This window comes from Rhizobium sp. SL86, from assembly GCF_026672545.1.
GTDB lineage: Bacteria > Pseudomonadota > Alphaproteobacteria > Rhizobiales > Rhizobiaceae > Neorhizobium.
In genome coordinates this window covers 89963-115352 of the sequence record NZ_JAPPRJ010000002.1, presented here as the reverse complement: position 1 = coordinate 115352, position 25390 = coordinate 89963, and the positions used below count along the sequence as shown (strand labels likewise).

The window sequence follows — 25390 nt, the reverse complement described above, 5'->3', positions numbered from 1 at the left end:
CAAACATATGGATCGCAACGGACCAATCGCCCTGATCTTCCACACGCTCGTTGTCTGCTTTATGCTGGCGCCGCTCGTGATCATCTGTCTGGTCGCCTTCACGCCCGACAGCACGCTGACCATCCCGACGAGCGAGTTTTCGCTGCGTTGGTTCAAGGCCGTGTTCGCCCATCCGGATTTCATGGCGTCCTTCTACAACAGCCTGTGGCTCGCAACCTTTTCGGCGACGATCGCGGTGCTGATCTCGCTTCCGGCTGGCATCGCGATTTCGCGCTACGAGTTTCCCGGCCGGTCCTTTCTGAACGGCTTGTTCCTGTCGCCACTGATCATTCCGCATCTCATCCTTGGTGTCGCGCTGCTGCGATTGTTCACGCTGATCGGCGCCACGGGCAGTTTCGGCTGGCTGGTGGCAAGCCATGTCGTCGTCGTCACGCCTTACGTGCTGCGGCTCGTGATGGCGGCCTTGACCGGCATCGATCGCAACGCCGAACAGGCGGCACTGACGCTCGGGGCGGCACCGCTCACCGTATTCCGGCGGATCACGGTGCCGATGATCCTGCCCGGCATCACCGGCGGCTGGCTGCTCGCCTTCATCAACAGCTTTGACGAACTGACGATGTCGATCTTCGTCACCTCACCCCAGACCGTCACGCTGCCGGTCAGGATGTACATGTACGCGACGGAATCCATCGATCCGATGATGGCAGCCGTTTCCGCGCTGATGATCGCCCTGACCGGTGTCGCCATGCTCGTGCTCGACCGGGCATTCGGACTGGACCGCATTCTCGTCGGGCAGAAGTGAACGCCAATGCCGCTCTTGTATCGCGTTGCGCGACAGAACGAAGTTCCGATCCGTTTCATGCTGAACGGAAGACCGTGCGAGGGACGGCGCGGCGACACGCTGCTGAGCGCCATCCTGACTGTTGAAGAACAGCTCAGGCCGAGCGATTTCACGCAGGAACCGAGGGCCGGTTTCTGCCAGATGTCGGCTTGCCAGGATTGCTGGGTCACCCTGCAAAACGGTGACCGCGTTCGCGCCTGTTCGACCCCGCTTGCCGACGGCATGCATGTGATGACCGGCGCCGGAGAGACCGCATGAGTGCCGCCGCGAAGAACCCGGCACAGCCGCTCATTGTCGGGGCCGGTCCGGCCGGTATCCGCGCCGCAGCCACCCTTGTCGCCGCGGGGCTTCGCCCGATCGTCGTCGATGAAGCGCCAGCCTGCGGCGGACAGATCTATCGCCAGCCCCTTGTGCCGGACGGGAGAGATGCCAGGGCACGGTATGGTTCGGAGGCACCGAAGGCAAAGCGGCTTCACGGCGAATTTGCCGCGCTCCAGGATAAGCTCGACTATCTGCCGAATAGCCTCGTCTGGAACCTCGCGGATGGCATTGCCGACGTGGCGATGAACGGCGCACACAAGCGGCTTGTCCATGATGGATTGATCCTGGCAACCGGTGCGATGGACCGGATTCTGCCCGTACCGGGCTGGACCCTGCCCGGTGTCTTTTCGCTCGGCGGGTCGCAGATCGCCTTGAAAGCCCAGGGCTGCGTCATCGGTTCGCGCGTCGTTTTTGTCGGCACCGGCCCGCTCCTCTATCTTGTTGCCTGGCAATATCTGAAGGCCGGCGTGAAGGTAGTCGCGGTGCTGGATGCGGCACCGTTTTCCGCCCGCGTTGCTATGGTGAAGGCGCTTCCCGGCTTTCCTGCCATCGTCCTGCGCGGCGCCCGTTTCGTCGCCGAGATGATGATGAAAGGCGTCGCCTTCCATTATGGCATCAACAAGCTCCGTTTTGAGGGAACACACCGCGTTGAGGGCGTTTCCTTCGAGGTGCGCGGCAAACCCCGGCATCTGTCCTGCGACGGCGCGGGCTTCGGGCTCGGGCTGAAGTCAGAAGCGCAGCTTGCCGATCTCGCCGGCTGCCGGTTTGCATTCAACGAGCGTGATCGTGTTTTCCTGCCGGAGACGGATGAGGCCCGCCGCTCGAGCGTTCCCGGTGTCTATCTTGCCGGTGATGGATCGGGCATTGCCGGTGCTGATGCTGCAGAACTGTCCGGCGAACGCGCCGCACTGTCGCTGCTCGATGATCGCGGGCTTGCGGTCGATCGCGCGCGGGTAGGTCTGCTGGAAAGGGAACTTCGCAAGATCTTTGCCTTCCGTACGGTTCTCGAACAATCCTTTCCGTTCCCAGCCCACTGGATCGCCGACCTGCCGGGCAACACGACGGTCTGCCGTTGTGAAGAGATCGATGTCTCGACCATTCGCGATGCCGCCGATCATTTCGGCATTGTCGAAATGAACCGGCTAAAGGCGGTAAGCCGGGTCGGCATGGGGCGTTGCCAGGGGCGCGTCTGCGGTGCGGCGGCTGCCGAACTGCTTGCCGCCGCGACTGGCCAGCCGATTTCGGCCGTTGGCCGGCTGCGTGGACAGGCCCCGGTAAAACCGCTGCCCATGTCCTTTGCGGAACTGGCGCTCCCGGCGATCGGGGAGGCCGCGGAATGAAGGTCGATGTCGCGATCATCGGCGGCGGTCTCGTCGGGTGTTCCACCGCGCTGGCTTTGAGGCAGAAGGGCCTGTCGGTCGCCTTGCTTGAGCGTGGCTTCTGCGGGGCGCAGGCGAGCGGCACGAATTATGGCGGCGTGCGCCGCCAGGGCAGGCCGACGGAGCAATTGCCGCTGGCCCAGCGTGCCCATGCGGTCTGGCCAAAACTCAAGCAGCTGATCGGCATTGATGGCGAGTTTCGCCGCACCGGGCAACTGAAGCTCGCCCGAAACGAAGCGGAGATGGCGTCGCTCGAAGCCTATGCCCGGACGGCCGCATCGACCGACCTGCAACTCGAGCTGATCGGTTCGAGGGCGCTTGCGGAACGGTTTCCCTGGGTCAGTCGCGATGTCGCTTTCGGCGCCTCGTTTTCTGCCGATGACGGCCAGGCCAATCCGCGTCTTGTCTCTGCCGGGTTTGCCGCTGCCGCAAGACGGGCAGGTGTCGCGATCTTCGAGCAGACGCCAGTGCTTGGCGTTTCCAGGGAAGCCTGCGGGTTTCTGGTCGAGGCACAGGGGAAACCGGCAATCCGCGCCATGCATCTTGTGAATGCCGCCGGCGCGTGGGCGGGGCCTTTCGCCGATGCTTTCGGAGAAGGCGTGCCTCTCGGCCGGATCTATCCGTCGATGATCGTCACCGAACCGATGAAGGTCTTCATGACTGTCAATACTGGCGTCGAGGGCGGCAATGTCTACGCCCGACAGGTGGAGCGCGGTAACTGCATCATCGGCGGCGAGCGTGGACTGGCAAGGGCCGACGACGCCGATTTTTCCCGGCCGACGGGCAGCGCGGTCACGCGCGTGATGCAGCGCGCGGTGCAGTTGTTCCCATTGTTGAAAGGCGCCCATGCAATCCGTTTCTGGTCGGGGACGGAAGGCGCGATGCCGGACAAGAACCCGGTGATCGGCGCAAGCCGCACGACACCCGATCTCATCCATGCCTTCGGTTTTTCCGGTGCCGGTTTTCAGATCGCGCCAGGGGTCGGCGAGGTGATTGCCGAGCTGATCACCACCGGTGAGACCACCACGCCGATCGACGCCTTTTCGATCGACCGTTTTTCCGTCGACGCCGCTTTGGGCTCGGGCGCCGGCGTTTTTCCGCAGAGCCTTCAATCAAGGGGAACGTGAATGATGAGATCCATCCATGCGGCACTTGCCGCAAGCATCGCATGCCTGACCGTCGCCGGTTCTGCCCATGCCGAGACCAAGACGCTGTATGTCGGGATGAACGGCGGCAACCTGGAACGCACCTTCACCCAGGCCGTCTTCCCGGCCTTCGAAAAGGCCAATGACGTGAAGATCGTCATCGTACCCGGCACGTCCAGCGATATTCTCGCCAAGGCGACCGCCGCCAAGGACGCGCCGCAGATGAACCTGATGTTCCTCGACGATGGCGTCATGTATCGCGCCATCGGCCTCGGCCTGTGCGAAAAGCTCAAACCAAGCCCGGAGCTTGCCGAAGTCGACAAAGCTGCCCGCATGAAGGACGACATGGCCGTCGGCGTCAACATGGGCATGACGGGGATTGCCTATAACACGAAGCTGTTTGCCGACAACGGCTGGGCTGCCCCGACGTCCTGGATGGACTTTGCCGATCCGAAATTTGCCGGCAAGGTGGTCTTCCAGTCGGCCTCCGCCTCGTCCTTCGGACTGCACGCTTTCCTGATGTTCAATCGCATCCAGGGCGGTGACGAGACCAATGTCGAACCGGGCTTTACGAAGTTCGGCGAGATGATCGGCAAGAACGTGCTGGAATACATCCCGAACTCGGCAAAGATTTCCGAAATGACTCAGACGGGCGAAGCGGCAATCTTCCCGCTCACTCCGACAGCGGTCAGCACGCTCAAGGCACAGAACATCCCCGTCAATTATGCGCAGCCGAAGGAAGGCTCCGTGGTGCTGATGTACACGGCTTGCCCGATCGCCAAGAACAGCGAGCCGGAACTGACGCAGAAGCTTGCCGCTTATCTGCTCTCAGCCGACGCGCAGTCCAAGGCGCTCGATGCGGGCGATGTCTATCCTTCCAATCCGAAGGCAGTCGCCTCGACGCCGGAAGGCAAGGCGAAGCTCGACGCATTCCAGAGCTACATGAAAACCGCCGTTGTCCTCGACTGGGATGCGATCAATGCCAAGCGCGCCGAATGGAACAGCCGCTGGAACAAGATGATCGAACGGTGAGCCGTTCTGGCTGAGCCTTTCGCCGTCGGAGGGCCGCGTGGGCTTTCCGACGGCTTGTTTGACATGTGCGTTTGGAGTGTGGCGTGAGCCTCGTCATCATCAGAAAGACTGCCCCGACGGCAGCCTGGCAACAGGCCTTCGCCAGTCAGGCACCCGATCTCGTCGTTCATGCCTGGCCCGAAACAGGGCCGCTGGAAGAGGTTCATTATATTCTCTGCTGGGCGCCGGGTGCCGGGGAAATCGCGCGTTATCCCAATCTCAAAGCGGTGTTTTCGCTGGGCGCCGGCGTCGATCATCTTCTGAACGACAACACGATCCCGCCGCACCTGCCGATCGTGCGCATGGTCGACAAGTCGATAACCGACGGCATGGTGCAATACGTCGTGATGGCGGTGACCAATCATCATCGGCGCATGAATGAGATGCGCGTAAACCAGACGGCCGGGATCTGGCAGAAGCTTGATCTGTCGAATCCGCAAATCGGCATCATGGGCATGGGCGGGCTCGGCCAGGCCTGCGCCCGGGCGCTGTCGGCAATGGGCTACAAGGTGCGCGGCTGGAACAGGAGCGGGCGGCCGGTCAAAGGTTTTGAGATCTTCGGCGGCCCGGACGGCCTCAAACCCTTTCTTGATGGGACCGATATCCTGATCAGCCTTCTGCCGCACACCGAAGAAACGATTGGCATCCTCGATCACAAGACATTCGCTGCCTTGCCAAAAGGGGCTTATGTCATCAATGCGGGGCGCGGTGAGCAACTTGTTGAGGAGGACCTGCTTGACGCTCTCCGCAGCGGCCAGATCGGTGGTGCCATGCTCGATGTCTTCCGCAAGGAGCCGCTGGCTGCCGATCATCCCTTCTGGACGGAACGCAATGTCACTATAACGCCGCATATCGCCAGCTGGGTCGATCCGGTGGCAGGTACCGGCCACGTGCTGCGCGCCATCGCGGCGATCGAACGTGGCAAGACGCCCGAGGGGCAAGTCGATCGCGCGGCAGGTTATTAGCGGGTAGATCGCGCGGAAGGAGCCTGTTTGTCGCTCCCAGGTGATCCGCGCCGTCGGGACCTATTCAGCATCGGATCCAGTCGGCCTCGCTTCTGTGGGTGCCCCCGGCCTTCCCGGCACTATCGCGCACTCACGATCCCTCATTGGTGAGAGCCTGGATCCTCTGGCGCAACGCTGCGTTTTCCTGCTCCAGGGCGGCAATGTCATCATGCAGGCGTTGCGCGGCGATGGAGACCTCGTGCGCGGTGTACCGTGGCAAGATGTGTTGGGGACAGTTCCAGTCGAAGGCTTCGAGTCGCAGCCGGAATATTCGCTCGGGGACTGCGCGGTATTGCGCGTCGGTCAGATAGGACTTCAGTTCGGCATTGGCTTCGAGAGACAGTGTTTCGACGTGAGCGAAGATTTTGAGGCGCGCACGCCTCGAATAATCGACCAGGATAAGGCAGGCCCGGTCGTCGGCCTTGAAATTGCCGGTGCTGATGTATTGCCGGTTGCCACGATAGTCGAGGAAAGCAAGGGTCTGGTCGTCGATCACCTTCAGGAAACCGGGCGGTCCGCCCCGATGCTGGACATAAGGCCAGCCCTTTTCAGAAACGGACGCCATGTAGAAGCTGTCACGCTCCGCGATGAAGGCGGCCTCATTGGCGGTGAACCGGTCAAACGCGCGGTCGCCCCTGAAATCGGACCAAAGCTCCTCAGCCCCCATCTCCGCCTGGGCGGCACGCACGCTCGGTGTCAGGGCAATGCTCATGAAACCATACGTCATCCCCGGCTCCTCTCCGACTGCATGGCTTCAAATCGGCCATGCAGTGAAACGATAGTTGAAATCACCTGCAGCCGGAAGTTGGCTTATCCCCGCGCGATCGCCGCATCGCGGCGATCCGGCATGCGACCGCATAGCCGTTCCAGGGCCGGTGCATTTCTTCAGCTTGGCACATCTGCTGCCGTCGCGATGAAATTCGCGGTTTCGAGCGGGTGGGACAGCATCACTGCGTGGCTGCTGTCGATTTCGAATACGCTGGCGCCGGCCCTGTACGCCATCCGTCGTTGGGCGCTCGGCGGAACCATCCGGTCGGCGGTGGCGACCAGATAAAAGCTCGGTTTCGTTTTCCAGGGTGCCCGGCTGACGGGCGTCGTGGCGGCCATGAGACCCCACGGCACTTGCGCGGCGGCCATGAAGCGGGTCTTTTCCGGCGCGACATCGGCTGCGAATGCCAGCGGAAAGGCTGCCGGATCGACGAGCAGAAAACCATCGCGCGGTGGCATGACCGGCGCTTTCGCCTCGCCAGGCTTCGCGGGCTCATCATTCAGCAGTGCGACCGATTCCCCGGCATCCGGCACGAAGGCTGCGATGTAGGCGAGAGACTTGACCTTCTGCGAATGTCCGGCCTCGGTAATGACCGCACCCCCATAGCTGTGGCCGACCAGAACGACCGGATGCCGCGCTGTCGTGATGGCCCGCTGCGTGGCCTCGACATCTCCTTCAAGCGTCAGCGTCTGGTTCTGCACCACGATGACCTCATGCCCCTGACGCGTCAGCAGCTCAAAGACAGGCTGCCAACCCGAGGCATCGACAAAGGCCCCATGCACCAGCACGATTGACGTGCCCGTTTCAGTGGCAAGTGCTGGGGAAGCAATATCATTGCCGTCCATGGTCCTGTCCTTCCAAAGGTGCCGTTTTTGCTGAACCTCAGCCTTTCGTCACTTGCAGAGCTTGCGATCGAGGAAATCCCGGATCAGCGGCGCCATGACGTCGAGCTTTTCCTCGAGGGCGAAATGGCCGGTGTCGAGGATGTGCATTTCCGCGTCCGGCAGGTCGCGCAAGTAGGGATGTGCGCCGGCCTCGGGGAAGATCTTGTCGTTCTTGCCCCAGACGATCAGCGTCGGTGGCTTGTGGTCGCGGAAGAAGGCCTGGAATTGCGGATATAGCGGCACGTTGGTGCCGTAGTCGCGGAAGAGGTCCAGCTGGATGTCACGATTGCCGGGACGGTCGAGCAAGGTCTGATCGATCGTCCAGTTGTCCGGGCTGATGCGTGAAAGATCGCCGACCCCGTCGGTATATTGGAACTTCGTGATGGCAGGGGTCACCATGACGTTCAGCGTCTCCCGTCGTGCCTGTGACGGATCGGCCCAATATTCCTTGACCGGCGCCCAGAAGTCATTGTCGAGGCCTTCCACATAGGCATTGCCGTTCTGTACGACCATCGTCTGCACCCGCTCCGGATGTTTGATCGCCAGCCGGTAGCCGACCGGGGCGCCGTAATCCATGACATACATGCTGTAATGAGTGACGCCCAGCGATACCGTCAGCTTGTCCATCAGATCGGCCAGATGGGCGAAGGTATAATCAAAGCGGGTATGATCCGGCGCTTCGCTATGTCCGAAGCCCGGGAAATCGGGCGCGATCACATGGTAACGATCGGCGAGCTGTGGAATGAGGTTGCGGAACATGTGCGACGATGTCGGAAAGCCGTGGAGGAGCAGAAGCACCGGCGCATCGGCCGGTCCTGCCTCGCGGTAGAAGATCGACACACCGTCGATCGTCTGCGTGTTATAACGTATAACGGGAGGGGTTTTCGCCGCCGCCGTTGTTGCTGCCATTTCGCAGCGCGTCTCGGCTGCTGCAGGTGTCGCGATCAGCAGGGCTGTCGCCGCCATCATCATGATGTGTTTCATGTCAGTCCCCTCACCAGGCAATCCGGACGGTCTCTGATAAACGCCCTTCTGTCACCTGGGGTAGCATTGGGCTCTTCGCAGCTCGAGTTAATTGAGGTAAAAAGCAGAGGGGCAAGCATGTGGCGCTCCCGCCGCACGCCCGTTGAGGAAGACCATCCCGCTGCGGCCTGGTGCAAGACGTCGATCGTTGCTGGCCGGGCATGACGATCAGCGCCAATCCTGCTCCCGAAAGTCCGGTTGCACTTTTTTGGTTTTCGCCTGGCGGATGCCGGTTTAGGCGATACACTGTGACGAACGCTGGCGCATCCGGGGATATCCAATGCAAGAGACGCGCGACGGCGGAGGAAAGGATGCAGGTTCCAGGCCTGCGCCACTGCGGTCCGAATACCGCTTTGGTTCTTTCCGACTTTTGCCGGAACGGCAACTTCTGCTGCATCAGGGCGAACCTGTTCACCTGGGCGGTCGAGCCTTCGATCTGCTGACCTTGCTGGTGAGCCGGGCGGGCGATGTCGTCAGCAAGGCCGAACTGGTCGCGCATGCCTGGCCCGACTGCTTCGTCCATATGGACAATCTGAAGGTGAATATTGCGACCCTGCGCCGGCAGCTGGCCGAACATGACGGCGATACCGCCTATATCGCAACCATTGCCGGGCGGGGATACAAGTTCGTCGCCAGGCTTGACGGTGCTGACGGGTGGGACGCGCTTCGTAACGATCGACAGCAACCCGCCGGACCGCCGGACGTGCCACAGCTTTATGGACGTGATGAGGTGGCGGGGATGATCGCGCAGAAGCTGGATCGACCCGGCTACGTCACTATTGCGGGCCCCGGAGGGGTGGGAAAGACCTCGCTTGCCATCGCAATCGCTGAGCGGATGCGCGGTCAGTTTCCCGGCGGCACCGCCTTTGTGGATCTGTCGACGATCGACGACCCCCGCTTTGTCGTGCCGGCTCTGGCGACGGCGGTCGGTGTGTCGCTTGGCCTGGAGGACCCCGTGGCGGGTGTGATCGAGGTGTTGCGACAGAACCGGACGCTGCTGATCGTGGACAATTGCGAGCATGTCAGCGCCATGGCGGCGGCTGCCGTCGATCGGATTGCCTCGACGATACCCTTGGCCGGCATCATCGCAACGAGCCGCGCGCCACTGCGGACCCGGCACGAGCATGTCCATTTTCTTGCCGGTCTCGCCTATCCCGAAGACCAACGGCAGCTGCGCGCCGCCGAAGCACATGGCTTTCCAGCCGTGCAACTCTTTGTTGCGCGGGCAAAAAGCACCGGTGCATTCCAGCTGACGGATGACAATGTCGACAGCATCGTCTCGATCTGTGCCCGCGTGGAAGGCCTGGCGCTTGCCATCGAGCTTGCCGCCGGCAATGCTGCGATTTTCACACCCTCTGCACTCGACACTGCGCTGCAGCAGGGGCTCCACATGCTGGGGCGCGGGCCGCGACATGCGCCGCTCCGCCATCAGACGCTGGAGGCCGCACTGGACTGGAGCTATCGCCTGCTTCCGGAAAGCGAGGCGGTCCTTCTGCGTCTGCTGTCGGTTTTCGCCGGTCGGTTTACCGCTGACGATGCCGATGCACTGTTTTCCGCTGGCTGCCTCGATGCGCTGGCCGGACGGGACGCGCTGGCTCAACTGGTGGCGAAATCGATGGTCTCGGCTGAATCCGAGGATGGATCCATCCAGTACCGCCTGGCGGAAAGCACCCGTTCCTATGCACGCCAGCGACTGGCTGCAGCGCCCGAGCGGGACAGGGCGAAGCGACACTTCGCCAGCCGGATGCGGGAGTGGCTCCGCCAGGCGGAGCAGGCCTGGTCCACCGACAGCTCTCAGCCGTGGTTGCGCAAGCATCGGGGTCGCATCGATGATGTGAGGGCGGCAATCGGCTGGGCGTTCGGCACCGAGGGTGACCCGCAGATGGGTGTCGATCTCACGGTGAGCGCATTGCCTTTATGGCAGGAACTGTCCGCCTTCAAGGAAATGCTGACGGCGGTCGAACTGGCGCTTGGTGCAGGGCAGGATCTTGCCCCGGAGACGACGCTTGCCACGGTAAAGCTGACGATCGCCCGTGCCTGGGCCCTCACCCTGGCACTGCGGCTGAGACCGGAAACCGGTGCGGCATGGTCTGACAGTCTTCTGCATGCTTCTGTGGCGGGCAGCATTGAATTTCAACTGCGGGCCGTCTGGGGCCAGGCGGTACACCTGGCCTATACCGGTCGGCCGCGAGAAGCCTTGCGGGGGCTTGAGCGTTTCGGGGCGACGTCCGGTCTGGAGTGGTCAGCAGCGCCTGATGCGGAGCGGCTGCTTGCGCATATCGAGGTTTATGCCGGCCGCCTGTCGTCGGCGTCACGCCGGCTCGAGCTACTCTCAGAAGCCTGGCAGGGGCTCGAGGATCGTCCCGGCCTGTCGCGTTTCCAGATGGATCTCTGCGTCGCCATCGGAATGTCGCGGTCGTTTCTGCTCTGGCTGATGGGAGAGCCGGACCGGGCCTCTCAGATGGCGATGGCGGCGGTGTCTCGGGCCAATGGACTGGGCCATCTGATTTCGCAGGGCAATGCGATCTCGCTGGCCGCCCTGCCAATCGCCTATCTTACGGGAAACCTCGAGACCGCGTCGCGGTTGCAGCGCCAGCTCGCGGACATCAGCACACAGGAAAACATCAGCGTGTGGTCGGGAACTAGCCAGTTTTTCGCTGGCGCGATCGAAGCGGCACGGGGCGAGGGCCTGGCAAGGATGCAGGATGGGATAGAGGAGCTTACCCGCGGCGGCTGGCTGACGCGCGTCGCCTTCTATCGTTGCATCCTGGCGGAAGCCTTCCTTCAGGCAGGCGACATGGACCAAGCCGAACACTGCCTGGCGCAGGCCCTCTCCAACCGGTGCCTGCGCCAGGAACGATGGTGTCATCCGGAGATCTTGCGCCTTGCCGCGCTGCTTTCGGCGTCTCGCGGTCGGCACGCAGATGCGGAGAGGTTTTCGGCAAAGGCGGTGCGATCTGCCCGTTCGATGCAGGCGGGATCGCTGGAACTGCGCGCGCGAAGGTAAAACGTGGCCGGCGGGCCGTTCAGTTCATGGCACCGGGTACGCTTTCCCCCGGGAAGTATCACCCGGCGCATATTCACGCCGCGGCGTCGGCGCGTGAATATGCGCCGGGTGATCGTCCCACGTGACGGCTGAAGGCGACGCTGAATGCGCTGGCGGAGCCATATCCCACGCGCTGCGCAATCTCCGCCGTTGCCACCTTCTTCCGCAGCATTTGTTTGGCAAGGGCCATACGCCAGCGCGTGACGTAGTCCATCGGCGTCATGCCGATCTCCCGCTGGAAACGGGCATAGAAGGTGGAGCGTGACATCGCAGCCTCCTTCGCAAGGCTGTCGACGCTGATGTTGCGGGCGGGATCTTCGTGAATGCGCCGCAGTATAGGGGCCAGTTGCGGATCGGCCATGCCGCGCAAAAGCCCCGGCGGTGCCTGCGTCGATCCCGTCGATCGCAAGGCCTCGATGAACAGAACCTCAAGCAGATGCGAGAGCACGATCTCGCGGGCTGTCCGACTGGCGCCCGTTTCCTCATTGATCATCTGCACGAGCGCCATCAGCCGGACCTCGCCACGCACATGGACAACTTCAGGCAACAGCGAAACCAGAAGCATCCTGTCGTCGGACCCGAACGTACAGTGTCCGACCATCGCCCTCATCTCAGCCTCTGCATCGGGATCGCCCAAACGAAAGACACCGGGACTGGTCTCAAGCCGCTGGGCAAGTGCGCTGCGCGGCGGTGGTACAACACTGCGCATCGTGAAGGAAAAAGTCTCCGGAACGAGCACGAAGTCACCGGCGCTCAAGAGCATGGGCTGTCGGCCGGCGATCGTCATGAGACAGTCGCCTTCGAGCACTGCGCAATAAAACGGACTGCCGAGTTCGGTTCGCTCGACAAGCCACTGTCCAGCGCCCGACACCTGCTTGGCGATGGATGGCATTGGTTTCAGCAACAGAACGACTTCGGCGACTGGATCGATCATGGATTCGGACTCCTGCAAAAGGATATTGGACATATGGCTATAGAAAGTCCGAATAAACAAGCCGATGATGACTTGGCTTCATCATCAGGAGATATGACATTGCCCAAAATCCTTGTTACCGGCTGTTCCTCTGGCTTCGGCCTCGCCATCGCCCGGATCTTCCTTGCCAGCGGCTGGGAGGTGGTGGCGACCATGCGCAATCCCCAAGCCAGCCCCTTGCCCGAAACGGACAATTTGCAGGTCGTGGCACTCGACGTGACCGACGCCGACAGCATCGCCCAGGCTGTCGAGGCGGCGGGGCCGATCGATGCCCTGGTCAACAATGCCGGCGTCGGATTGCTGAACGTGCTCGAGGGCACCGAGATGTCGAAGGTCCGGGAGCTCTTCGAAACCAATCTTTTCGGTGCAATCGCGATGACCAAGGCGGTCTTGCCGCAGATGCGGCAGCGCGGTGCGGGCGTCATCGTCAATGTCAGCTCCAGCGTAACCCTGGCGCCGTTTCCGGCCTTGTCTGTCTATAGTGCGAGCAAGGCGGCGCTGAACGCTTTGACCGAAAGCCTAGCTGTCGAGGCGGCTTTGTTCGGGGTGCGGGCTTGTCTGGTTCTGCCGGGTTCGGCGCCGACCACCAGTTTCGGCAAGAACGCGGTGGCGCGCATGGGGCTGGACGTTCCCGAACCCTACAGCGCCTTCGTGTACGACTATCTGGCCAAGCTGCGTTCTGCCACGGAGGTTACGACCGCGGATGATGTCGCCGATGCCGTCTGGCGGGCTGTGACGGATAAAAATGCACCGATGATGATCGCCGCCGGCGCGGACGCGCAGGCCCTTTTTCAGGGGGCTGGCCGCAACGCTGCGTAACAGGGCCGGAAGCCCGGTTCCGAACCGCAACCATGAACAACAAGGCCGTAGCATCATGGCCGATGTTCCGGCCTTTTACCGGCCCTTTAATGGTGGGCGGATAACCCCTGCCATGGGCCAATAATTGCCTCCAGATCGCAGCATAACGGCAAGGCGATGGTTAAGTCCTATAAACATGGGTGGATTTATCATGTTTATGTTGCGCTGCTCTTGCGATCGTATTAGGAGCCCGAGGGAGGCAGGGGCCATCATCCGCTCCGACATGCTCTCGATATCCAGGAGGCTTAGTGTTTGCCGGCCGTTCTGAACGCCATTTTTGCAGCACATCGGCGCTCCTTGCTGTGGACGGTCATGCGCATCGTGCGCGATCCGCAGACGGCGGAGGATCTGGCGCAGGAGACCTATCTGCGCGCGCGGAAGGCTGTGGAGAGCGGGCGTGTCGAGCATATCGAGGGTTTTCTGCACCAGACGGCCCGCAATCTTGCCCTAGACCATCTCAGGCGGCGAAAGACCCGGGCCGGCGCCGAGGTGGAAGGACTGGACGAGCGTGTGCTTGCCGGCGTCTCCGCTGATATTCCCTCCATCGAACAGGCGCTGATCGAAAAGCAGGCGTTCGGCGCCTTTCAAGCGGCGTTGTCCGGGCTGCCTCAGCGCGCGCAGGCCGTGCTGGTGCTGAGCCGCATCGAAGAGTGGTCGAATGTTCGGATCGCCGAACATCTCGGCATTTCCGAACGAACGGTCTTCAACGACCTGAAACTCGCCATGGCCCATTGCCGGGATGCCATGGCGCGTCTGGACCGAAAGTGAAGAAGCCTATGCCAGCCTCACCAAGCCTCCCGCCTGCCCGCGCACTCGATGGCGTTGTCCGGGTCGCCTGCCCGGCAGCGGATTTTGCCGGATTGGCAGCCTCTGCGCGTCAAGGTAACAGGACCCTGCAAACACGTTTCGATCGGACCGGCTGAGTGGGACATCAGGACACACACGACACGGACGGAACGACCGGCGGGTCTGCCCCTGTAGACACGGCGGCGGACCAGGCGCTCGACTGGTTTGCAAGGTTGCGCAACGGCGAGCCGGATGCCGCGACACACGCGGCCTTCCAGGCATGGCTGGCAGAGGATCCCCGCCATGCGGCAGAGTTTCGCAGTCTCGAGACCCTGTGGAACTCGAAACCCTTCATCGACGCGGTGAAAACGTTGCCGGTCGATCGACGCGCGCTCGCTAGGCCGAAAGCCCGCCGCTGGCCGCTGCCCGCCGCAGCACTTGCCGCCTCGGTTCTGCTTTCTGTCGGCATCTGGCAATATCCGGCGCTCACCATTGCCGTTGAGGCGGATTACCTGACCGCGACCGGCAGCCAGACGACGGTTGCCCTGCCGGACGGTTCGACGATGATGTTGAACACCGATACGGCGGTGGCGCTCGATTTTGCGGCCGGTCGGCGCCACATACGCCTGCTGCGCGGCGAAGCCTTCTTCGATGTCGTTCACGATCCCGCCCATCCCTTCACCGTCAGCGGCCATTACGGTGAGGTGGAAGTGCTGGGCACGGCCTTTTCCGTCAGAACCGGCGATGACGAGGATGAGGTGGTGCTGGAACGGGGCCGCGTTCAGGTTCTCTGTCTGTGCGATGGCAGAGACAAAGCCGAACTTGCCCCGGGCGAAGCGGTCAGCATCACGGCGTCCGCCGTATCTCCGGTGCACGCGGCAGACCCGTCCACCAGGCTCGCCTGGCGGGAAGGGCGCATCATCTTCGAAAACGCCCGTCTTGGCACGGTGCTGCAGGAACTGCGCCGTTACCATCGCGGGCCGATCATGGTGGTCGACAAGCGGGTGAACCGCTTGCTGGTCACCGGCAATTATCGCCTCGACGACGTCGAGGGCGCGCTCCGGACGCTTGCCGATGCGGCAGGTGTTGGATTCCACCGGCTTCCGGGCGGACTGATAATCCTTCAATAAAATATCAACTTTTTTGCCGGTTTGTCCCCCCTGCTGCGTCCTTGCTGACAGAAGGGGTGGACGCGCCGCATGCGCGCCCGGCTCGCTGTCTGGAAAGAGGGTTGGACGAGTATGGTATCGGGGACAAATTCACGCGTGAAGATGATGGCGGGCGAGCCTTTCCGCCGCAGGGTGAAAGTGCTTTTGGCATCCAGCATGCTGGCTTGCCTGACAGGTTTTGCCCCGGGCGCCGCGCAGGCGCAGGCCGTTGCCGGCGCTACGCAAACCGTCAGCTTCCAGATCCCCGCCCAGCCGCTGTCTGCCGCGATCAACGCATTTATTCGCCAGAGCGGCTGGCAGATCAGTTATTCCTCGGCACTCGCCGCCGGCAAAACCTCGACCGCCGTTTCCGGCACCCTGACGCCATCGGCGGCGTTGCAGCAACTCGTGCAGGGCACCGGCATCACGGTGCGGATCAGCGGCCCGGGCTCGGCCGCTCTCATCGATCCGCAGGCGGCGAGCGCAGGGGGCGTTGCGGCCGATGGCTCGACCGTGCTGGGGACTGTGCTGGTGCAGGGGCAGGGGGCCGTTACAGAGGGAACCGATTCCTATACGGCCGATTGGATGAAAACCGCCAATGGTCTCGTACTGACGCAAAAGGAAACCCCGCAATCGACGAGTGTCGTTACGCGCCAGATGATCGAAGATCGAGGCATGGCAAACGTCAAGGACGTCATGCAGAATGCAACGGGTGTGACGGTCAACCAGTATGAGACGGACCGCTTCGAGTTTTACTCCCGCGGCTTTCAAATCGACAATTATCAGTATGACGGCGTGCCCACGACGCTGGATTCGACCTATCAGTATGGCGACGGATCGCTTGATACGGTCATTTATGACCATATCGAAATCGTTCGAGGTGCAACTGGATTGATGCAGAACACCGGCGAGCCCGGGGCTTCCGTCAACTTCATCCGCAAGCGGCCAACCAGCGAGTTTCAAGGTTACATATCCGGTCTCGCTGGTACCCAGTCCAATTATCGTACCGAATTCGATATATCCGGTGCTCTCAACAATGAGGGTACGTTGCGCGGTCGTCTGGTTGGCGCTTTGCAGACAAAAGAAGATACCATTGACGTCTACCAGCAGGACAAGAACGTCATCTACGGCGTGGTAGAGGCCGATATTGCTGACAACACAACCGTGACCGTGGGTGCAAACCGTCAGAGTACGAAGTCCGATGGTGTGACGTGGGCTGGTATGCCTGCATTCGATTCGAACGGTAATCTCATAGACTGGCCGAAAGGATCCACGACTGGTGCCGATTGGACGAACTGGGACACCACGGTGGTGGAGACATTTGCCTCCGTTGAACACACCTTCGACAACGACTGGAAAGCCCGGTTCTCCATAAATCATCTTGAGAACGACTTCTCATCGAAGCTTCTGTACATATCCGGCAATCCAGATCCTGTTACGGGGCTGGGGACCTCTGGTTACGCCACCCGCTATAACGGCGACCGGGCGCAGAACTCGGTTGCTGGCAGCCTCAATGGCGATTTTGATCTGTTCGATAGAAACCACCAGTTCGTGACAGGCTTCTTCGCGTCCCGAACCGACGGGAATATCGTCGAGCGCACGGCGGTGGATGGCACACTTGCGGATGTAGGCAATATTTTTGCTTGGGATGGAAGCTATTCCGAGCCCGAATGGAACACCGATCCCAGCAATGTCACTGATACCGAAGATCGCCAAATCGGAATCTATGCAGCCGGACGCTTTTCCATCACCGATCCACTGGCCATTACACTCGGCGCCCGTGTCAATTGGTGGAAGGGTGAGAAGGTCAGCTACTGGGAAAGCTACGATTACAGCCATTCCGGCGTCGTGACCCCCTATGCCGGCGTCACGTATGACCTGACCGACGACTATACCCTTTACGCGAGCTACACGAACATCTTCAAACCGCAGACCTATCAGGATGCGCAAGGCAACTACCTCGATCCTGCGAAAGGACATAACTATGAAGCTGGCATAAAAGCTTCCTGGCTGGATGGTCGCGTGAATGCCTCGCTTGCAGTCTTTCAGACCAATCAGGACAATGTCGCCGAATACGTCGACTGGGATAGCGTCCATAATCGTTCGATCTACCGCTCTATTGACGGTACCACGACGCGGGGCTTTGAAATCGAAGTCGCTGGCGAAGTCTATGACGGTCTGAATGTGTTTGGCGGATATACGTTCCGCAATGCGAAGGATGACGACGGCAACGCCGTCAACACGTTCCAGCCGCGCAGCACCCTGAAGTTCGGCGCCACCTATACGCTTCCGGGCGAATGGGAGAAGCTGACGATCGGAGCGACGATGCGGTGGCAAAGCAAGACTAAGAATGTTGCCTATTATCTGGATGCGGACCAAAGCATTGAACAAGGTAGCTACGCCATCTTCGATGCGATGGCGCGTTACAAGTTCGATGACAAGACGTCGCTCAATCTGAACATCTATAACATCGCGGACGAACGGTACTTCAGGACTATGGGCTTCTACAATTCCGTTTTTTACGGCGAAGGACGAACCGCAACCCTGACGTTGAAACGCGAGTTTTAAGGTCAGGCGCGGTGTCGGACCACAAGACGTTGATTTCAAGAAGAAATCTGCTGGTCGGCGGCATCGGTATGTATCTGGTGACCGGCACAGCGTGGCCCGCGTATGCAGGCGCGTTTCCCGTTGATATATCGCATGCTTACGGCGTGACGTCCGTTTCGAGACCGGCACATCGGATCGTAACGCTTGGCTGGTGCGGCGAGGATGCCGCGCTGGCTTTGGGTGTGGTTCCCGTTGGAATGATACGCTACGGGAATTTCGAAGAAGGGGTCTTTCCCTGGAGCCGCGCCCTTCTCCGAAATCAGAAACCGGAATTTGTGGATCCCACACCGGATTTTGAGCAAATCGCGCTCCTCAAGCCAGATCTGATCCTCTGCGTCTATTCGGGTGTGAACGAGCAGGACTATCAGCGACTTTCCGCAATTGCGCCGACGGTGCCATTTAGGTCCTCGCCATGGGCCGCAAAATGGCAGGAAGTGACGGAAATGACCGGGTTGGCGCTGGGGTTCAAAGAGAAAGCCTCACATCTTATCGGGAAAACAAACCGTCTACTGAATGAGCTTGCAGCAAGCCAATCGGTTCTGGCTGGAAAAACCTTCCTCTTCGGATCTTTTGGTTCGGGAAGTAACGAGCTTGGCGTCTATCTGCCGACCGATCCCCGAGTCGCCAATCTCGTGGCGATGGGCCTTCGACCTGCGTCCATTGTCGAGAAACTGGCTGAGGCGCGACCAGAGCAATGGTCCGGTGGATTGTCGCTGGAAATGGCCGCGGATCTCGACGCAGATCTACTTATCATGTGGTATGGAAACGCCGCCATTCGCGAGAGTGCCGAAACGAACAGGCTCTTCCAGAAGATCCCGGCCTTCGCGAGGCGGTCCTATATCGCACTCGACGAACCCGTCGCATTCTGGGCCGTTTCCGCACCGACAGTTTTATCCATTCCTTATTTTTACCCTGGTTTCGCGCGTCGTCTCGCGGCCTGCGCACGCTTGAGTGAAAGGTAAACTCGCATGCAAGCAAACGCACAGGCTCTTTCGGGCGTCGAGGATCACGATCACGCGGCCTATGTTGAGGACAATTTCCTGGCCTCGGTGGTATCGATCGGGCACCTGACGCCGGCGATGATGCGGGTGGTGTTGAGGCTGGAGGGCGGCGAGCGGTTGTTGGTGAGCGGGCATCCGGATGAGTGGGTGCGTCTGGCGGTGCCGGCGGATGATGGGACGCCGGTGGTGCTGCCGGTGTTGCGGGAGAATGGCCGCTGGGAGATGCCGGAGGGGGCGGATTATGCGCCGAACCGGCCCTATACGGTGCGCCGCTGGAACGCAAAGACCTGCGAGATGGTGCTCGACATGGTGGTGCATGAGGGCGGTGTTGCGGCCCGCTGGGCAATGGCGGCCAAAGTGGGGGATGTCGTCGGCATCTGCAATCCGGAAGGCCGGTTCTGGTTGCCGAAGGGCAGCCGGTGGCTGTTGATGCTGACGGATATCACCGGGCTTCCCGCCGTCGGCCGGGTGCTGGAGGAATTGCCGCAAGGGTTTAAGGCGGTGGTGCATGTGGAGATCCCGTCGGATGCCGATCGTCAGGAGATCGGGGAGATGATCGAGACGGCGGCCGATGTTGAGGTGACCTGGCACATCGGCCACGGGCTGCATCCGGAGCGGCCGGGTTACACGCAACTGCCGCGCATTGCCCGCGAGATCCGTCAATTGCCGGAAGGGCCGGGCTATATCTACATCGCCGGCGAGGCCAGGGCGGTGGCCGAGTGCCGCAAACATTTCCGCGATACGCTCTCCTTCGACAAACGCCGCATCGATGCCGTCGGCTACTGGATCGAAGGGCAGGCCAGGGTGTGAAGCGTGTGAAGCGGGTGACGCGTGTGACGAGCGTGAGGGCTGTGAAGGGTGCGCAGATGGTCCTGTCGGTCGATGCCGATGATCGGGCCGCCCGGGGCAGGCGGGGTCAGGCAGAGGGTCTGACAGAGGGGCTGGCACGGGTGCTGGTCATGGCTCTTTTCGGCCTTGTGCTGCTGGTGGTCCTGTTTCTGGCAAGCCTTGTGCTGGGGGCACGGCCGGTGGCGGTCTCCACGGCGGTCGAGGCGCTTTTTGCCTATGATGGCGGTTTGGTCGATCATATCGTGATTGTCGATTACCGCCTGCCGCGCACGCTGCTGTCGCTTTTGTGCGGGATGGCGTTTGGCGTGTCGGGGGCGCTGATCCAGGCGGCGACACGCAATCCGCTGGCCGATCCGGGGATCCTCGGCGTCAATGCCGGGGCGGCTTTCTGCGTGACGCTCGTCGTCGGGCTGTTCGGCGTTCAGTCGATCAACGTTTATCTGTGGTTTGCGCTTCTCGGTGCGGTGCTGGTGACGCTCTGCGTTTATGGGCTGGCATTGGCAGGAGGCATGACGGGCGAAGGCATGACGGGCGGCGGGATGGCGGGGGGCTCAATGGCAGGCCGCGGTGGCGTAACCCCGGTGCGCCTGGTGTTGGCGGGTGTGGCGTTGTCGGCCATGCTCGGCGGCATCGGTTCTTCGGTCACGCTGTTGAACCCGCAGGCCTTCGATGCCATGCGCCAGTGGTCGATCGGCTCGGTCGCCGGGCGCGACATGGATGTCGTTGTTGCCGTCGCCCCCTGTATCGGTCTCGGTCTTGCGATCGCGCTGATGAGCGCCCGTTCGCTGAATGCGGTGGCACTCGGCGAGGATCTTGCCCGCGCGCTCGGGGCAAGCCTTGTCCGCACCCGCATCCTGACGCTGGTTGCCGTGACACTTCTCGCCGGTGCGGGAACCGCCGCCTGCGGCCCGATCGGCTTTGTCGGTTTGATGGTGCCGCATGTGGTGCGCTGGTTGACCGGGCCGGACCAGCGCCTGATCATTCCCATGGTGATGATCTATGCGCCCATCCTGCTGCTGGCAGCCGATATTGCCGGCAGGCTCGTGCTTTATCCGGGCGAGCTGGAGGCGGGCATCGTCACCGCCTTTCTCGGCGCACCGGTGCTGATTGCGCTTGCCCGGCGCAGACAGGCGGGCGGGTTATGACAGTGCCATCGGCTCGTTCTCGTTCTTATCCTCGTTCTCGCTTTCGTTCTTGTTCTCGTTCGCCTTCCCATTCCGCAAAACTCGATATCGGTCGGCCCTCCTTGACCGTGCGCCTGCTGTCCGGCCGCCTGTCGTTCCGGCTCGATGGCCGTGCGCTGGTCATTCTGCTGCTGCTGCTGGCTCTCATCGCCTGCCTTGCGGCCCTGTCGCTCGTAAGCGGCACCTATCCCATCGCTTTTGCCGATGTGCTGAGGGCGCTGGCGGGCAAGGGCGAGGACATGGTGCGGATGATCGTGGTGGAATGGCGTCTGCCGCGCGTGGCGCTGGCCGGTCTGCTCGGCGCAGCACTCGGCACAAGCGGGGCGATCTTCCAGAGCCTGACACGCAATCCGCTGGGGTCCCCCGATATCATCGGTTTTTCCGCCGGCGCCCATACCGGCGCGCTCATGGTGATCCTCATGGTCTCCGGCGGATATTACGAGACAGCGCTCGGTGCGCTGGCCGGCGGTCTGCTCACCGCGATCGCCGTCTACCTGCTGGCCTGGCGCAAGGGCGTGCAGGGTTTTCGGTTGATCATTGTCGGCATCGGTGTTGCCGCCATGCTGTCGGCCTGTAATGCCTGGATGATCCGCGAGGCAGAGCTTCCGATGGCGATGGCGGCGGCCATCTGGGGCGCCGGTTCGCTGAACGGGCTTGGCGTGGAGCAGCTTCTCCCCGTCGCACTGGTGCTCTGTGTGCTTTTGCCGCTGACCTTTGTTCTGGCGCGCCCGATGCGCCAGCTGGACCTCGGCGAGGATCGCGCGCGTGCGTCCGGCGTCGATGTGAACCGCATCCGCGGCCTGCTGATGCTTGTCGGCGTTGCGCTGACGGCGCTTGTCACCGCGACGGCCGGCCCGATTGCCTTCATCGCGCTCTGCGCCCCGCAGATCGCCCGGCGCCTGACCCGCTCGCCCGGTGTTGCGCTTTGTCCCTCGGCGCTGACCGGCGGGCTGCTGCTGCTCGCCGCCGACTGGGCCGCCCAGCATGCGTTCGGGGTTCAGCTTCCCGTCGGGGTCATGACGGTGAGCATCGGCGGGATCTACGTCCTCTTTCTTCTCCTGCGCGAGGGTCGCAAATGACCAGGTCCCCATCCGGCTCCATCTCCCCATCCGGCTCCGGCCGCCTGCACGCAAACGAGGTGACGCTGCGATACGACGAACGCACCATCTCGCAAAACCTCAGCGTTGCCATTCCCGATGGTGCCTTCACCGTCATCGTCGGGCCGAATGCCTGTGGCAAGTCCACCCTGCTCAGAGCCCTGTCGCGGCTGCTGGTGCCATCGGCGGGTCAGGTGATCCTCGATGGGTGCAGCCTGCGCGATATCCCGGCGCGTGAGGTCGCCCGCCGGCTTGGCCTTCTGCCGCAATCCTCCACGGCGCCGGACGGCATCACGGTGGCGGATCTGGTGGCGCGCGGCCGTTATCCGCACCAGTCCCTCTTCCGCCAATGGTCGAGCGCCGACGAAGAGGCCGTCATCGCCGCGATGGAAGCAACCCGTGTGACGGATCTCTCCGGACGGCTGGTGGATGAGCTGTCCGGCGGCCAGCGCCAGCGTGTCTGGATCGCCATGGTGCTGGCGCAGGAAACGCCGATCCTGCTGCTCGACGAACCGACCACCTTTCTCGACATCGCCCACCAGATCGAGCTGATGGACCTGCTCGCCGATCTCAACGCGGAAGGCCGCACGATCGTCGCCGTGTTGCACGATCTCAACCATGCCTGCCGTTATGCCACCCACCTGATCGCCATGAAGGACGGCGCGGTCCTTGCCGAAGGAAGGCCGTCCGCCATCGTCACCGAAGATCTGGTCAAAGACGTCTTCGGCCTGCCCGCCATCATCATCCCAGACCCTATCACCGCAACACCCCTCATCGTCCCAAAGGCATCAAACAAAACGCCTTGAACCTTGGGGCAAATATCGCGCAGATAGAAACCGAAGGTCTGGCGCGAGAAAGTTTTACCGGAAGCGGCACGCTCGTTCGTCATAGTCTTAGCAGCAACCGAACGGAAGGAAGGCTCTGTGAGTGACCTGTTGAAGCGTTTTGCGGCCTATTATCGCCCCCATCGCGGTCTGTTTGCGCTCGACTTCTCCTCTGCCGTTGCCGCCGGGCTGCTGGAACTGGCCTTTCCCGTGGCGGTGACGTTGTTCATCGACAGGCTGCTGCCGACGAACCAGTTGGGCCTGATTGCGCTCGCATCGCTCGGCCTGCTGCTCATCTACATCGTGAATGCCGGCCTGCAGGTCATCGTCACCTACTGGGGCCACATGCTCGGCCTCAACATCGAGACGGAGATGCGCCGCAAGGCCTTCGATCATCTGCAGAAACTCTCCTTCGGTTTCTTCGACAACCAGAAAACCGGCCATCTCGTGGCAAGGCTGACCAAGGATCTCGAAGAGATCGGCGAAGTGGCGCATCACGGCCCGGAGGATCTCTTTATCGCCCTCATGACGCTGATCGGCGCGCTGGTGCTGATGCTCTGGGTGCATGTGCCATTGGCGCTGATCACGGCCATCATTGTACCGGTCACGGCGATCCTGACCACCGTCTACGGCCAGCGCATGACCGCAACCTGGCATGCGCTTTATGGCCGGGTGGCGGAGTTCAACGCCCGTATCGAGGAAAATGTCGGTGGCATCCGTGTCGTCCAGGCCTTTGCCAACGAGGATCACGAACGCAAACTGTTTGCCGAGAACAACCGCAACTATCTCGCCACCAAGCTGCAAGCCTATAAGGTGATGGCGGCGTCGATGTCGTTGTCCTACCTCTCCATGCGTTTCGTGCAGGTGGTGGTGATGCTGGCCGGTGCCTGGTTCGTTGTGCAGGGCGATCTGACAGCCGGCGGCTTCGTCGGTTTCCTGCTGCTGGTCAACGTGTTCTTCCGCCCGATCGACAAGATCAATTCGATCATCGAGACCTATCCGAAGGGACTTGCCGGCTTCCAGCGTTATTGTCAGTTCCTCGACACGCGGCCGGATATTGCCGATCGGACGCAGGCCCGTTCCGTCGCGCGGCTGAAGGGGGATATCGACTATCGCGCGGTGCGTTTCGGTTATGGTCCCGACAAGGCGATCTTCGAAGGGCTCACTTTGTCGATCCGCGCCGGCGAGACGATTGCCTTCGTCGGCCCGTCGGGTGCCGGCAAGACGACGATCTGTTCGCTGCTGCCGCGCTTTTACGAGGTGACAGGTGGCGCAATCCTGATCGATGGCATCGACATTCGCGACATGACGTTGAAGTCCCTGCGCTCCAACATCGGTATCGTTCAGCAGGATGTCTTCCTGTTCGCCGGCTCTATCCGCGACAACATCGCCTATGGGCGGCTTGAGGCGACCGAGGGCGAGATCCGCGAGGCGGCCCGCCGCGCCCGTCTCGATGGTGTTATCGCAGCGCTTCCGGCCGGCCTTGACACCATCATCGGCGAGCGCGGCGTCAAACTGTCCGGTGGGCAGAAACAGCGGCTTGCCATTGCCCGCATTTTCCTCCGGAACCCGCCGATCCTGATCCTCGATGAAGCAACCTCGGCGCTGGATACGGAAACGGAACGGGCCATCCAGCAATCACTTGCCGATCTGTCGCAAGGCCGCACGACGCTCATCATCGCCCACCGACTGGCCACCATCGCCAATGCGGACCGCATCCTCGTCGTGGAAGATGGCCAAATCGTCGAACAGGGCAGCCACGCGGACCTGATCGCCCGCAAGGATGGCCGCTTCCGCCAGCTTCATGCCGCGCAATCCAGCGGTCACGCCATTGCCGTTAACGACAGCAAGCCATCCGCGGCATCGCTTGCTGGTGAATGACAAGGGAGGCAGACGAATGCGCCTGACCCGCCAATCCGAGATCGCCATTGCAATCCTCACCGCTTGCGCACAAGCGGCCGGCAAGACCGTTCGCACGATGGATGTGGCCGAAGCGGCCAAGGCAACGAAGGATCATGCCGCCCAGATCGTCACCGATCTTGTCCAGCAGGGTCTTCTGAAAGCCATGCGGGGGCGTCAAGGTGGGATCACCCTTGCGCGTCCGCCGGAGGAAATCCTGCTTGGTGACGTGCTGAGGCGCATGCAACCGGATCTCGTGCGTCACACGGAGGCTCGCAACAGTGCTGAGCCGCCTGGTGCCAATACCGCTTTCACCGCGATTGTCGGCGCCGCCGAAGCCACCTTCTTCACCTTCATGGATCGTTTTTCGATCGCAGACCTGGTCAGCGAGATCGCCAGCAGGCGGGTCGACTGTCTCGACTGTGCCTTGCTCAACCCCGCCCACCGAAAACGGGATACGGCTCCGCTTTATCACCAGGATCAACCCGTGTCCGATCCTCACGACGAGGCCGGCCTCGGCCTCATCCTTGCCGAACGCGCAAGAGGGCAGAGAAACCAGTCTCCTGCCAACACCGCCCGCTGATCCGATCCGGAGCCGCAAAAGGCCGCCCGGATTGTCGGACCATTCTTTCTGCCGCGGCCTGTCGATCTGTTGGCGGATTATCCGGGGGTGCTGAAGAC

At 61.9% G+C, this 25390-nt stretch carries 22 protein-coding genes; 18 read left to right on the top strand and 4 right to left on the bottom strand.

Translation table 11 applies throughout. From position 1 onward, the window contains the following. Positions 1-7: 7 nt before the first annotated feature. From OU993_RS12785 to OU993_RS12760, 6 genes are all read left to right on the top strand, one after another. Positions 8-802 carry an ABC transporter permease gene (locus OU993_RS12785; RefSeq protein ID WP_268157931.1) on the top strand — a complete coding sequence of 265 codons (795 nt, stop codon included), beginning with the start codon at positions 8-10 and terminating at the stop codon, positions 800-802. Between the two features lie 6 nt (positions 803-808). After that, the gene (locus OU993_RS12780) at positions 809-1099 is read left to right on the top strand and encodes a (2Fe-2S)-binding protein (RefSeq protein WP_268157929.1); all 291 of its coding nucleotides are present in this window, start codon (positions 809-811) and stop codon (positions 1097-1099) included. After that, complete coding sequence (locus OU993_RS12775) at positions 1096-2502, top strand: FAD-dependent oxidoreductase (protein ID WP_268157927.1); 1407 nt, start codon at positions 1096-1098, stop codon at positions 2500-2502. Before OU993_RS12780 ends, OU993_RS12775 begins: the two co-directional genes overlap by 4 nt. Beyond that, positions 2499-3668 carry an NAD(P)/FAD-dependent oxidoreductase gene (locus OU993_RS12770; protein ID WP_268157925.1) on the top strand — a complete coding sequence of 390 codons (1170 nt, stop codon included), beginning with the start codon at positions 2499-2501 and terminating at the stop codon, positions 3666-3668. The genes OU993_RS12775 and OU993_RS12770 overlap by 4 nt, the downstream gene beginning before the upstream one ends. Before the next feature lie 3 nt (positions 3669-3671). Then, positions 3672-4718: an ABC transporter substrate-binding protein gene (locus OU993_RS12765; RefSeq protein WP_268159647.1), complete on the top strand. Its 1047-nt coding sequence runs from the start codon at positions 3672-3674 to the stop codon at positions 4716-4718. An 83-nt stretch (positions 4719-4801) separates the two neighbouring features. Next, a complete protein-coding gene (locus tag OU993_RS12760; protein WP_268157923.1) occupies positions 4802-5722 on the top strand; it encodes a 2-hydroxyacid dehydrogenase in 921 nt (306 codons plus the stop codon). A gap of 130 nt (positions 5723-5852) precedes the next feature. On the opposite strand, the gene OU993_RS12755 is transcribed toward OU993_RS12760, so the two are convergent. The 3 genes from OU993_RS12755 to OU993_RS12745 form a co-directional block, all read right to left on the bottom strand. Then, positions 5853-6488, bottom strand: coding sequence for a pyridoxamine 5'-phosphate oxidase family protein (locus tag OU993_RS12755; RefSeq protein WP_268157921.1), 636 nt, complete (start codon positions 6486-6488; stop codon positions 5853-5855). Positions 6489-6646: 158 nt separating this feature from the next. Beyond that, positions 6647-7375: an alpha/beta fold hydrolase gene (locus tag OU993_RS12750; protein WP_268157919.1), complete on the bottom strand. Its 729-nt coding sequence runs from the start codon at positions 7373-7375 to the stop codon at positions 6647-6649. Between the two features lie 48 nt (positions 7376-7423). Continuing rightward, positions 7424-8398: an alpha/beta fold hydrolase gene (locus tag OU993_RS12745; protein ID WP_268157917.1), complete on the bottom strand. Its 975-nt coding sequence runs from the start codon at positions 8396-8398 to the stop codon at positions 7424-7426. Between the two features lie 319 nt (positions 8399-8717). On the opposite strand from OU993_RS12745, the gene OU993_RS12740 reads away from it, so the two are divergent. After that, the gene (locus tag OU993_RS12740) at positions 8718-11444 is read left to right on the top strand and encodes an ATP-binding protein (protein ID WP_268157915.1); all 2727 of its coding nucleotides are present in this window, start codon (positions 8718-8720) and stop codon (positions 11442-11444) included. 73 nt (positions 11445-11517) lie between these two features. Here OU993_RS12740 and OU993_RS12735 read toward each other — a convergent pair whose 3' ends face one another. Next, on the bottom strand, positions 11518-12417 hold the full coding sequence (locus OU993_RS12735) for an AraC family transcriptional regulator (RefSeq protein ID WP_268157913.1): 900 nt from the start codon (positions 12415-12417) through the stop codon (positions 11518-11520). A gap of 99 nt (positions 12418-12516) precedes the next feature. Between OU993_RS12735 and OU993_RS12730 the strand changes: the two genes are divergently transcribed. From OU993_RS12730 to OU993_RS12680, 11 genes are all read left to right on the top strand, one after another. Next, positions 12517-13275, top strand: a complete 759-nt coding sequence (locus OU993_RS12730) for an SDR family oxidoreductase (RefSeq protein WP_268157911.1) — start codon at positions 12517-12519, stop codon at positions 13273-13275. 291 nt (positions 13276-13566) lie between these two features. Further along, the gene (locus OU993_RS12725) at positions 13567-14082 is read left to right on the top strand and encodes an RNA polymerase sigma factor (RefSeq protein WP_268157909.1); all 516 of its coding nucleotides are present in this window, start codon (positions 13567-13569) and stop codon (positions 14080-14082) included. A 155-nt stretch (positions 14083-14237) separates the two neighbouring features. After that, entirely contained in the window at positions 14238-15230 is a 993-nt protein-coding gene (locus OU993_RS12720) for a FecR family protein (protein ID WP_268157907.1), read from the top strand. 69 nt (positions 15231-15299) lie between these two features. Further along, positions 15300-17816, top strand: coding sequence for a TonB-dependent siderophore receptor (locus OU993_RS12715; protein ID WP_268157905.1), 2517 nt, complete (start codon positions 15300-15302; stop codon positions 17814-17816). 11 nt (positions 17817-17827) lie between these two features. Continuing rightward, complete coding sequence (locus tag OU993_RS12710; protein ID WP_268157903.1) at positions 17828-18817, top strand: iron-siderophore ABC transporter substrate-binding protein; 990 nt, start codon at positions 17828-17830, stop codon at positions 18815-18817. 6 nt (positions 18818-18823) lie between these two features. Beyond that, positions 18824-19666, top strand: coding sequence for a siderophore-interacting protein (locus OU993_RS12705; RefSeq protein WP_268157901.1), 843 nt, complete (start codon positions 18824-18826; stop codon positions 19664-19666). Then, the gene (locus tag OU993_RS12700) at positions 19663-20850 is read left to right on the top strand and encodes a FecCD family ABC transporter permease (protein WP_268157746.1); all 1188 of its coding nucleotides are present in this window, start codon (positions 19663-19665) and stop codon (positions 20848-20850) included. Before OU993_RS12705 ends, OU993_RS12700 begins: the two co-directional genes overlap by 4 nt. Before the next feature lie 107 nt (positions 20851-20957). Next, positions 20958-21968, top strand: a complete 1011-nt coding sequence (locus tag OU993_RS12695; protein ID WP_268159639.1) for a FecCD family ABC transporter permease — start codon at positions 20958-20960, stop codon at positions 21966-21968. Further along, on the top strand, positions 21965-22792 hold the full coding sequence (locus tag OU993_RS12690; protein WP_268157899.1) for an ABC transporter ATP-binding protein: 828 nt from the start codon (positions 21965-21967) through the stop codon (positions 22790-22792). Before OU993_RS12695 ends, OU993_RS12690 begins: the two co-directional genes overlap by 4 nt. Positions 22793-22909: 117 nt before the next feature. After that, complete coding sequence (locus OU993_RS12685) at positions 22910-24691, top strand: ABC transporter ATP-binding protein (RefSeq protein ID WP_268157897.1); 1782 nt, start codon at positions 22910-22912, stop codon at positions 24689-24691. A gap of 16 nt (positions 24692-24707) precedes the next feature. Continuing rightward, positions 24708-25292, top strand: coding sequence for an RrF2 family transcriptional regulator (locus OU993_RS12680; protein WP_268157895.1), 585 nt, complete (start codon positions 24708-24710; stop codon positions 25290-25292). Positions 25293-25390 lie beyond the last annotated feature (98 nt).